Consider the following 13,155-nt stretch of genomic DNA (forward strand, 5'->3'; position numbering starts at 1 on the left):
GAGAATAATAATTATTCTTTTAATTATCGTTCTTTTATTGCTTTCTATAATACTGATTAAATTAACGTCGAAATAAGTTATTTTAGTGATAAACCGTTATGATATTAGTCAACTTCACATGGACTCTTTTAATAAAGGAACGCTATGACCTATCAAGAGCTTTATCAGTACGCTATTTTTATGTTGTCTCGCCGTGATTACAGTACAAAAGAACTACAACGTCGAATCGAACGCCGAATTCGCGAAACGGAGAAAGATTCACCTACCGCTCCTGAATGTTTGCCTCAAGTAATTGAACGCTTACTTGAAAGCCAATACCTTGATGACAATCGAACCATATATAGTTTTTTTCGTAGCTATTTAAATAAATCTTATGGGCCGTTACGTATTCGCCAAGAATTACGCCTAAAAGGATTTCCCTGCGAAATTATTGAACGTGTATTAGAAGAAACAGACACCGATTGGTACGCACTTTGCCAAGAGGTCAAAGAGAAAAAATTTGGCACAGGCAAGCCCAAAGACTATAAAGAGAAAGCGAAACAAATCCGCTATTTACAATATCGTGGGTTTACCTCTGATTATATCAATGCATTGTTTTAATTGATTAACGTAGTGCCATTGCAATATCAGCTAATTTTTTATCATTATTTTTTTTAAAATAGACCTTTTGATGTAAAAAAATATCAAAAGGAAATGGTGAGCGAATAAATTGCACCTCATCATTTGTGATCGTTGAAATATAATGAATATTTTCAGGCATAAAGCAATAACCTGCTCCTTCATCAATGCAATGCAATACATCAGCCATCTCTGTTAAACCTAAAGTATGATATTGGTAACCCTGTTTTTTTAATCTATCTAAAATTGTTGAAAATATCGGATTATGCAAAGAACTGTTCCTTTGTATTAACGTTTCTTTAGCAAAGAATGTTTTGGTATCTGAATATTTTTCAAAGAGTTTTTTATTAACCAATAAGCCGACTTTTTGAGTGCATAAATTAATTGTATTAATATTTTCATGTGAATAGTCAAATTCAAGAGAGGAGATCACAAGATCAAATTCTTTATCAAAGAGTTCCTCATTAATATCGTCAATATAGCCATCTTCTAAAGACAGTTTATATTGATTGTTTTTTTGTCTTATTTCCAATAATTTTGTTTTCAAATCTGGATAGTAAAGCCCATCTAACTTAATTGAAAGCAATGTCTTATCTTCATTTAAATCAAGGATCTGATTTTCGATTTTTCTAATTTTTTTATAATAGGGATATAGACTCTCATACAGTGTTTTTCCTGCCGGAGTAAGTGTCATTCCATTTTTTGAGCGCTTAATCAATGACTTACCGATTTTAGTTTCAAGTTCATTAATACCATGACGTAACGCAGATGGGGTGACATTAATTTTTTCGGCTGCTTTTACTAGACTTTGATAAGTCGCGACAGCAAAGAACTGATTTATTTTTCTTGAGAAAAACATGCAGGTGTTCTCCACAGAGACATATTAATTGAAATTAATAATCTGCTTGAATGAGATTTTTACATTGATATTTGTCAATAATATTTTTCTAGCGACTAAAAGTGAAAAATTATCGAAGATAAATTAAAAAAATAACATTGGCGACTAAATTTGATAATAAATAATAGTATTTTTTATAAATAACAAAATCAAATGATTGATTTTTTGTTATTACTATATTTTATTTATTACTTATGTCTATTTTTTTAATGTTATTTTTTATTGAAAATCGCCATCAACCTATAAAGCATAAAAAAACTCAATATCAAATTATAAAAAATTCAACTTTCATTTTTGTTTTTTTTGATATTTTAATTTTCGAGATGAAACGGCAATTTAATTATCTCTATTTTTAATTAACTTATATTGGGAAATATTTAATGAAAAACATTAATACACTTTTAACGAAAATGAAATCTTCTACCTCAGAAACTATTACATTAAAAGAATTAGCACCATTATCATTGCATGAAATACGGGCATTAAGTGATGAAAAATTAACTTGGGATGAAGCAAAAACATTATATACAGAGGCAAAAGAAGCTGCAAAACGTAATAAATTGAATGAATCTCATTATTTAGCGCGTAATAATCCTCAAGTACAAAATGCGGTCACGTTAGGTATTCAATCACAATCAGCACAAAGCCGTGCATTAAGTGATTGGATCCCAGAAAGAGGGGATACTTTTGTCGATGGCAAATCTGTGGCTTCTATGTTTTCACCAGCAGGTTATTTAACTGAGCTTTATCGTGAAGCAAAAGCCTTACATACTGAAAGCTCTGTTTATCATCTTGATAAACGTCGCCCTGATTTAGCGCAATTAGTGCTTTCTCAAGAAAATATGGATAAAGAAGTTTCTACACTTTCTTTATCTAATCAAATCCTAACCACTGCACTACAAAATAAATTAGGTAGTGGTAAAGATTTATTTCGTGAATTAGCGACTAACCGTTTAACTGGTGGCACTCCTTATCATCAACCTTATGAAACTATCCGCCAAGCTATTATGCTTCAAGATAGAAATCTTGAAGGTTTAATGTCATCTCCTGATGTGACTAAAACTTTAGATTCAGCACTGTTAGCGTCTATTCAAGCGGATATCTCTCCTGAACTTTATAATATTTTAACAGAGAATGTTGATAAAGATACTGATACTTTATTCAAGAAAAATTTCGGTAATCTTAATAAAGAAATATTAAAAAGTTCTCGTTTTCTCGCTGAATATTATGATGTTGATATTAAAGATATCAGATTTATTTTAAAAGCATTTAATAAAAAAGAAGCGTTAACAAATAAAGAACTATTAAATATAAATAAAATTATTAGGCTGTATAAAGCGATAGGAATGCCTGTCTTATCTGTGATCACGGCAATTAAATCAAAAAATAGTGAATTTAATATTGATAAGGAAATATTAAGTTCTATTTTTCATATAAAGATGATGATGAATAATTATCATATTACCGTGGAACAGGCGATTGTGCTTAATGGTGGGTTAATTTCAAAAATATCTTTTGATAATACATTATCTCAATTTGATCAATTATTTAATAATCCACCACTTGATGATACGCTTTTGATTGACGATAATAAAGAGATCAGTTTTTATCACCCGTTAACTCCAGAGCAATCAATTCGTGTAAATATTTTAAAACGTGCTTTTAATGTGAATTATATTGAATTGAAGATGTTATGGCACTTAACATATAAAACTATGAGTATGTTTAATTGTAATTTACAAGATCTTTCTTTACTTTATCGTCTCCAATTAATAGCAAAAATTCACGGTTTATCTGTTAATGAATTAGTATTACTTATAGATATTTTACCTGCACCATTTAATGGCGCAATAAAAGACCATTCTACTTCAGATGAACTAGGTAATTTAATTCATACAATTAATGAATATATACAATTCGCTAAAAAAGAAAAATGGACGATAAGTGAACTGTTTTTAATTTGTTCATCAAAATACGAGTCTGAATTTAGCTCTGAACTTGAAGTGTTAATTAATAATTTAAAAGTGATATTAAAAAATGTACCAACAGATTATGAAGAACAATTCTCAGTTGTTGCATCATTTATTGCTGCTGAAATGGGTATTGACTCTATTGAAAAAGCGAACTGGATATTACATTGGGTTGATCTAGAACCGGGTAATAGATATCTAAAAGATATATTACCAATAATTATTAAAGATAATTTAACTCAACAAGATAAAGAAAATATTGCACTATTCTTTAACCGACTTAAAAAAATCACCTTGGTTTCAAATAAAATAGGGTTAAATAAGTCTACATTAGAAATTATTAGTTATCGTACAGAGTGTTTTTATCCTAAAGAAAGTCGTGAATTAAAAATTGAAAGAATAAAACATATCACTCAATTACATCATTTTATTTCGCAATGTGGCGATAGAGCGAATGAATTTTTAATTGAACTTAAAAATCAATCATTAACAACTGAAACAATGGCATCAATTTTAAATATTGATGAAGAAACTATTACTCAAGCCTTAGAATTAACACCAACCAAAGCATTAAAAGATTTTCAAAATATTACTGTTCTTATTCAATATATTGAATTATCTAAAACACTCGGTATTTCCCCAAATGACTTCAAATTATTAGTTGATTTAAAATACACGGAAAATAATGATGTAGAAGGTACTTATGATAATTGGAATAAACTTAGCCAAGTTATGCAGTCAGGTTTAAGCAGTGAAAAAACAGCACAACTTGTTCAATTAATGGATGAGAAAAAAGCGACAGTATTAACCCAATATTATGCCAATCAAAGCAGTAATCCATCATTAATCAGTCGAGACGATGTTTATCACCATTTATTAATTGATAACCAAGTTTCTGCTGAAATTATGACAACTGCGATTGCACAAGCGATTGCTAATATTCAATTTTATATCAATAACTGTTTATCTGGTGATGAAAAGGATGTTGATAAGAATGTGAAGGGGCGGACTTTCTTTGCGCAATGGAATGAGTTTAATAAACGTTATAGCACATGGGCTGGTGTTTCGAAATTAGTCTATTATCCTGAAAACTATGTTGACCCGACTATACGTATTGGGCAAACCAAAATGATGGATACCCTATTACAGTCTATTAGCCAAAATAGTGTTAATCGCGATACGGTAGAAGATGCCTTTAAAACCTATTTAACCTCATTTGAACAAATTGCGAATTTAGAAATATTAAGTGGTTATCATGATAGTGTGACATTAGATGATGGATTGACCTATTTTATTGGTCGAAATCCTGCAGATCAAATGAGCTATTATTGGCGCAGTGCTGACCATAGCAAAATTAAAGATGGTAAAATGGCGGCTAATGCGTGGACAGAATGGACTAAAATTGAAAATGGCTTAAATCCGTATAATGGTTTAATTCGCCCAGTCATTTTTAATAGCCGTTTATATATTGCTTGGATTGAAAAAAATGAAATAGCAAAAAATAATAATTCAAATATAGTCGAAAAGGAAATTAAATATAACTTAAAGCTTTCTCATATTCGTTATGATGGTTCTTGGAGTACGCCTGTTAATTTTGAATTAAATAATAGTGTTTTTGAGGATAAAAATATTAATTTTTACTTATCTAGTAATGTGGAAAATGAGGAGTTAATATTATCTTTTTATAAAATAGATAATGACTATCCAGATAAACTTGATAAAAATAAATGTTTTATATTTAAAATCAAAGAGGAAATGAATGAAATTTCAATTCCGGAAGATACTGCTGGTATAATTTATGCTAATGTTAAGTATTATTTCGATTCTTATTCTGGAAATCAAGGTTTAACCAAGCGTATTAACAATCAATTTATTGCTAAAACTCAATCATCATATTTAATAAATAGTGATCCTTCAACAACAAATGGTAGTAATATCACGACAAGTGATTTTGTTTCTCTTGATGGTAGTCAAGTTAACAAAGCACGTATTATTGATTTTAATAATGATAATATCAACTGTGAGGTATCAGCGTTTGTTAATTGTCATGTTAATGCCCCAGTTTATAATAATGAAATAATAAGAAAGCTATTCAAATCCAGTTCTATAAATCCTTCAGATCTTTATTATTTTACGACGCCTTTAGGTGGTCTGTCTGAGCGTGATAAAACGTTTACCTTAGAGCCTAGAAATTTAATTTTAATTTGTGTTATTAATAGTAAAAATAACGATTTATATATGTTTATTTACAATACTGAAAAAGATGAGTTAGATGATGTATATATAAAATATCTAGATAATTATGATAAATTAGGGATCTTCCTTATGCAGGACGGTATATTGTACTCTGCCGCAGGTCAACAATTTTCTCTTTCATTAGCGGATAAATTAATACCAAATAAATATAATGGGACTTTTAATAAAAATGCTGGAAAATTAAAAGTCGGTTTTACCCTTGGTAGAAATGGTAATATTTATTTACCACTCGACCTGGGCTTGAGAGATAGACGCCAAGCTGAATTTATATATGTGGATTTAGAGGTGCTTGGTACTAGCTATATAGAAAATATTAATGATATTTCAATTAATCTAAGCTCTAAAACAGATAGTGTTAAAAAAGAATTTTCATTATCGACTTGGTCTTCTGGTTCATCTTCAATTAATGTCGGTGAAAATACTTATAATAGTAAAGATAATATTCTTAATTTAAATATTCCAACCAGTGAGTTTTTAGCAGATAACTCTTCTGTTTTAGATGTTAAAATTATCGTAACAGGTAAGACGACTGGAATTTTGGTTGAAAAAGAATTTAGTTTTGATATTAAAAAAATATTAATAGGGAAGCATGACGATGTCATTTTTATAAAGACAAATGCTAAAGGTGCTCAATATCTTTCTATGACTTTGAAAGATAAACCTACATTTATTCGTTTAAATACCTTATTTGCCCGCCAATTAGTTAAACGTGCCAATAAAGGAATTGATAGCATTTTAACCCTAGATACTCAACGTTTACCTGAACCTGCATTAGAGGGTAATACGGATGAAACGATGGACTTCAATGGTGCCAATGCGCTCTATTTTTGGGAGTTATTCTATTACACCCCAATGATGGTCGCCAGTGTGATGCTTGAAGGACATAACTATGATGAAGCTGGTCGCTGGTTACGTTATGTCTTTAGCCCGAATGGGTATATTGAGAATGGTATTCATGTTGATCGGGCTTGGAATTCACAACCGCTTTTAACTGATACCGCTTGGGATAAAGATCAACTTGATTCAACCGACCCAGACGCCGTGGCGCAAACTGACCCTATGCATTACAAGTTAGCGACTTTTATGAAGTGCCTCGATATTCTCATGGATCGTGGTGACAGTGCTTACCGTGTATTAGAGCGCGACGCATTAAATGAAGCCAAAATGTGGTATATGCAAGTGCTGAAATTGCTAGGTGATGAAACTGAGTTATTAGGTGATAACGTATGGTCTTCTCCTAAATTAACAGAGGCAGCATCAAAAACCAAACAACCAACTCGTACGATGACTGAAGAAAGTGAAGAAACTGTATCACCGCGTACGGCTAACTCATTAACGTCACTCTTTTTACCGCAAATTAATGAAAAATTAGCGCAATATCGCGATACGCTAAAAATACGCTTGTTTAATTTACGTCACAATTTATCAATTGATGAGCAACCTTTGTCGTTAGCGATTTATGCAACTCCGGCTGATCCTAAAGCATTACAAAATGCAGCAGTCAATCAGTCTCAAGGTGGCAGTACATTGCCAAATGCAATGATGCCAGTACAGCGCTTTCCTGTGATTTTAAATAGTGCAAAATCTGTGGTTAGTCAGTTAATGCAGTTTGGTAGCTCGCTTGCTAGCATTACAGAGCGTCAAGATGCACAAGCATTATCAGAATTACTCTCTACGCAGGGTAGCGAGATTATTCTGCAAAATATAAAGTATCAAGCGAAAATCATTGAAGAATTTACGCATAGTGAAAAAGCACTAAAAGCCGTGCGTACGGGGGCTCAAAATCGCTGTGATCACTATAGCAAGTTGTATGATGAAAATATTAGTACATCAGAACAACAAGCAATGGATCTCTATTTAGCATCTTCTGTATTAAATACGGCAAGCCAAGGGTTGAATATTGCAGGAGCTGCTGCTGATTTAGTACCCAATATTTACGGTATGGCTGTGGGTGGCTCTCGTTTTGGGGCTATTTTTAATGCCACTTCAATTGGATTGCAATTATCAGGCTCTGCTACCCGTATTGCAGCAGATAGATTAAGCCAGTCTGAGGCTTATCGCCGTCGTCGTGAAGAATGGGAACTGGCTCGTGATAATGCAAAATCGGAGTTGGAACAAATTGATGCACAACTTGAAGCCCTGAAAGTACGTAAAGAAGCCGCGAATTTGCAGTTGGAGAGTATGAAGTTACAACAGCAACAAACGCAAGAGCACTTAACTTTCTTACAAAATAAATTTACCAATACAGCCTTGTATAACTGGTTACGCGGTAAATTAATGGCGATTTATAAGCCTTTCTACGACTTAACCGTATCTCGTTGTCGTATGGCGGAATTAGCTTATCAGTACGATTTAGGTGAAACTCAAACCTTTATTCGCCCTGGCGCATGGCAAGGTAACTATTCTGGTTTGATGGCGGGTGAAAGCTTAATGCATAACCTGACTCAGATGGAAAACAGCTACCTTGAAAAAGATAAGCGCACATTAGAAATTACCAAAATTGTTTCGCTGGACGATGTATATCAAGGCTTAAGTAGCAATCAATTTGGCTTTGATAAAGTGTCTGATGTTATCAACGGGAAAGCGACAATACTGGGTACCACAGAAAATGGTATCACGCTGAAAAATGGTCAATTACAAGCTTCAATTAAGCTCTCTGATTTAGCTATCGACAAAGATTATCCTGCTGATTTAGGTAAGTTACGTCGAGTTAAACAAATTAGTGTGACATTACCAGCATTAACAGGCACTTATCAGAATATAAGAGCAGTGCTGAATTATGGCGGTAGTGCGGTGAAACCAAGAGGTTGTAATGCAATTGCGATTTCTCATGGCATGAATGACAGTGGTCAATTCCAACTGAACTTCAATGATGATCGTTATCTGCCTTTTGAAGGTTTACCCGTGAATGATAACAGTACACTGACTTTAAGCTTCCCTGATGCAACAAGTAAGCAAAAAGAGATGTTACTGACATTAAACGACATCATTCTTCATATTAATTACACCATTCGTTAATTATCTAAATATTAATTACAGGCTCTTAACTGAGCCTGTAAGGAGTTCTACATGCAAAATTCAGAGAATTTAACCTTTGATGCGCCGAATTTACCAAAAGGTGGTGGTGCAGTTACAGGATTAACCGGCAATATGGGTGCCGTAGGTCCTGATGGTGCGGCGACTTTTAGCTTACCATTACCCATTAGCCAAGGTCGTGGTTATGCTCCTTCTTTAGGTTTGACGTATCAAAATCAAGCAGGCAATGGGGTATTTGGTTTCGGTTGGTCTGTGGGCGTGATGTCTATTCGTCGTCGTACTTCAAAAGGCGTGCCATCTTATTCTTCACAAGATGAGTTTATTGGGCCAGAAGGTGAAGTGATTGTGCCTGTTTTGAATAAAAAGGGCGACATTGAAAATACTCAACGTAATACATTATTAGGCGTAAAACTTGCACATCAATACCAAGTCACAACCTACCGTTCTCGTATTGAAAAAAGCTTTAGTCGTTTTGAATGTTGGTCATTAAATGAGGCTAATACTTCTGCTAATACACCAAAACAATTTTGGGTGATGTTGAGTGCAAATGGTGAGGTTCACTTATTTGGTTATGAAACCACAGCACAGATCGTGGATAGCCAAAACAGCGAGCATATTGCGCAATGGAACCTCAATGCTTCGGTTTCAGCAATGGGTGAACAAATTGAATATCACTATTGTGCTGAAGATGAAAAAGGTTGTAATAAACAAGAAATTCAATCACATGGCAATGCCAATACACAACGTTATTTAGAGAAAGTGTATTACGGTAATCCTGTGGGTGAACGCGCTTTCTCCTGTACTAAAAGCGATAATACATTACCGAAAAATGCTTTATTTACTTTAGTGTTTGATTACGGTGAGCGTAACAGTGCATTAGCCTCTTATCCGCAATGGCAGAGCAATTCAGACTGGACACTGCGTAAAGACTGTTTTTCGCTTTTCCATTACGGTTTTGAAGTCCGTACTCGTCGTTTATGTCGTCAAGTGCTGATGTATCACCGTATTGAAAGTTTAGAAAAACAAACAGCATTGGCGGAAACACCGGAATTAGTCGCTCGATTAACGCTTACTTATGATGAGTCAGCATCGGGTACGGTGTTAGTTTCAGCACAACAATCGGCTTTTAACGATAATAAAGATACACAGTCGTTAATAACATTGCCCCCTGTAAAATTTGATTGGCAAAAAGTCGGTACAACGAAACAAGCATTATGGCAATCACTGGATGAACTCAGATCTTTTACACCACAACAGCCTTATCAATATGTTGATTTATTAGGGGAAGGGCTTGCGGGTGTGTTGTATCAAGACAGTGGTGCTTGGTGGTATCGCGCACCAATGAGAAAAGAAGATAAGCAAAATCCTAATGCCATAACATGGGATAACCCTAAAAAACTCCCTGTTATTCCATCGTTACGTGGCTCAGCAACGCTGACTGATATTACGGGTGACGGCAAATTAGAATGGTTAGTCACACAAGGTAATGTAAACGGTTATTACATTCAGGATGACACTAAAGCAGAGAATTGGCTTAATTTTGTGCCACTTGGTGCCATACCTGTGGAATATTTTCATCCTAGAGCTGAAATTACCTCATTAACAGGCAGTGGTTTTGCTGATCTCGCCTTGATTGGTCCTCGCAGTATTCGTCTTTATGCTGGCTCAGCGCAAGGTTGGAAAGAAAGTAAAGAGATAATGCAGGCTGAAGGGGTGATCTTGCCGATTAAGAATATTAATCGTCGTGCTTTAGTCGCCTTTAGTGATGTTTTGGGCTCTGGACAACAACATCTAATTAAAGTGGATTATCAAGGAGTAACTTGTTGGATTCATCTCGGTGAGGGTAAATTTAGCAAACCAATCACTATTTCGGGATTTTCGGCAGATCGCCTTAAATTTAATCCTAACCAGCTCTATTTAGCCGATTTAGATGGTAGTGGTACAACTGATATCATTTATGCCCAATCTACTCATTTAGAAGTTTATTTTAACCAAAGTGGTAACCAATTTGTACGTGGTGATGATATCCCATTACCTAAAGGTGTGCGTTTTGATAATCAATGCCAATTGCAAGTAGCGGACGTTCAAGGTTTAGGTATTGCCAGTATTTTACTAACAAAATCTTATCCAACACCGCAACATTGGGTTCTTTCTTTGCAAAATAACAAACCGTGGTTATTAACCTCTATTAATAACAATATGGGGCTACTCCAAAAATTACACTACCGTAGTTCTGCCCAATATGGTTTGGACGAAAAATTAACTCGGCAACAACAAAATAAAGATAATGTAGTAAGTCATTTACCATTCCCTTTGCATACGCTTTGGAAAATTGACACGGTTGATGAAATTACACAAAGCCAGTTAACACAAACTTTTAATTATCGTTATGGTGTCTGGGACGGTAAAGAAAAAGAGTTTCGTGGTTTTGGTTGTGTTGAAGCTACGAACGCTGAATCATTTAAAAGTGAAGAAAATACGACGGATAAAACACCAAGTGTGTTAACCCGCCAATGGTTCTTAACGGGTAAATCTATTGTTGATGCTCAGCTTTATAACGAGTTTTGGCAAGGCGATAATGGTGCATTTCCCCATTTCTCACCACGTTTTACACAAGGTGAAGGAAGCGCTGAAAAGATCTGTGATAACACAGTGCGTCAAGAACAAGGCTATTGGCTTGAGCGTGGATTGCAAGGTCAATTGCTTCGAAAAGAGGTCTATGGACTAGATAATTCTGTTGTTTCCAGTGTGCCTTATGCTGTCACAGAACAGCGACCTCAAGTACGTCTAATTGAAATGCAAGGGCGCTCACCTGTAGTGATGCCTTCTGTAGTAGAAAGTCGTGAATATCACTATGAGCGTATTGCGACTGATCCTGTTTGTCATCAACAAATCGCTTTAGAACAAGATAGTTATGGTTTTGCCTCTAAAACTGTTTCTATTGATTATCCAAGACGAGTTAAAGGCACGGAAAATCCTTATCAGCATTATGAAAGCTTGCCAGAGACGTTATGGGCATCCAGTTATGATGAGCAACAAAATACACTGCGTTTAGGTTTATTGCGTCAAACTTGTCATCATATTAATCACCCTGAAAGACAGGTTTATCAGCTAAGTGTTATAGCAACAAGTCGCCAAGATATTTGGACATATGGAGCAGAAAAGCAGCCTAAAGAGGGGTTAAGTGTCGAAGCACTATTAGCCACCAATAATTTACTGACACAAAAATCAGTATTTGTTGGGCAACAACAGCTGGCTTATATGGATGTCAATGGAAGTGGCACATTGCTAGAGCCTGATTTTCCAGCTCGTTTAGCCTATAGCGAAAGTGCAGAATTAGATGAAGAAACTGCCAACGTTATTTCACAACCTTATCCCGATTTAGCACTGAATGACGTGATGACAAATGCGGGTTATCAGCAAAAAGCGTATTTGTTTGCGGATGAAACAGAAAAAGGCAATACGTTGTGGGTGAAACCACTATTAGGCATTACCCAATATGGCTCATTAGCGCAATTTTATAAGCCGCTTATTTATAAGCAATCTAACTTATCTTGTGAGTATAACTTATTATGGGATAAGCAATTTTGTGTGTTAATGGGAAAAAAGTCCCCACTCAATATACAAGATTTCCATCTTACTTATGATTGGCGCTTTTTGTCACCTAATTCAATGACGGATGCAAATGAAAATATTCATCAAGTCATGTTTGATGGTTTTGGGCGAGTAACGACAACACGTTTTTCAGGTAGCGAAAATGGCAAGCAAAGCGGTTATAGCGATAAGCCATTTATGATGCCGACAACGATTAATGATGCGTTAGCGTTGACATCAACACTGCCTATTGCAACAGGTTTTGTTTATATCACTGACAGTTGGATGTCCACATCTTCAAAATTACCACCGCATGCACTGCAAATTATGACCGACCGTTATGACAGCGATCCACAACAGCAAATTCGTCAACAAATTGCTTTTAGCGATGGTTTTGGTCGTTTATTGCAAACTTCCGTGAGAGTTGAAGCTGGAGACGCTTTCTTGCGCGATGAAAAAGGGATATTAGCAGTTGATAGTGCACAACAGGTACAGCAAAAAAGTACCACAACACGTTGGGCTATCTCAGGTGAAACAGAATATGACAATCAAGGAAATGTAAAGCGTGTTTATCAGCCTTATTTCCTCAATGATTGGCGTTATATCACCGGTAGTTCTGCACAACCGAATCGTTTTGCAGATACCCATTATTACGATGCATTAAGTCGCTTATATCGAGTGAATACGGCAAAAAACTATCAGCGTAATACGATAGTAACACCTTGGTTTGTGGTCCAGGAAGATGAAAATGACACTCTAATGTAAGTTATTTATTGCCTATCA

General features: G+C 34.8%; 4 protein-coding genes. 3 read left to right on the forward strand and 1 reads right to left on the reverse strand.

The features are described from left to right. Positions 1-144: 144 nt before the first annotated feature. Positions 145-600 (forward strand): regulatory protein RecX, encoded by a 456-nt coding sequence (locus tag ABN217_RS10325; RefSeq protein ID WP_349459376.1) that lies wholly within the window; start codon positions 145-147, stop codon positions 598-600. Between the two features lie 4 nt (positions 601-604). Here the strand turns inward: ABN217_RS10325 and ABN217_RS10330 are convergent, their stop codons facing one another. Further along, the gene (locus tag ABN217_RS10330) at positions 605-1,477 is read right to left on the reverse strand and encodes a LysR family transcriptional regulator (RefSeq protein ID WP_196554513.1); all 873 of its coding nucleotides are present in this window, start codon (positions 1,475-1,477) and stop codon (positions 605-607) included. 419 nt (positions 1,478-1,896) lie between these two features. On the opposite strand from ABN217_RS10330, the gene ABN217_RS10335 reads away from it, so the two are divergent. Then, positions 1,897-8,760, forward strand: coding sequence for a Tc toxin subunit A-related protein (locus tag ABN217_RS10335; RefSeq protein WP_349459377.1), 6,864 nt, complete (start codon positions 1,897-1,899; stop codon positions 8,758-8,760). A 51-nt stretch (positions 8,761-8,811) separates the two neighbouring features. Beyond that, on the forward strand, positions 8,812-13,137 hold the full coding sequence (locus tag ABN217_RS10340; protein ID WP_197269849.1) for a SpvB/TcaC N-terminal domain-containing protein: 4,326 nt from the start codon (positions 8,812-8,814) through the stop codon (positions 13,135-13,137). Positions 13,138-13,155 lie beyond the last annotated feature (18 nt).

It is taken from the genome of Proteus sp. fly-1067, assembly GCF_040139345.1.
GTDB classification, from domain to species: domain Bacteria; phylum Pseudomonadota; class Gammaproteobacteria; order Enterobacterales; family Enterobacteriaceae; genus Proteus; species Proteus vulgaris_B.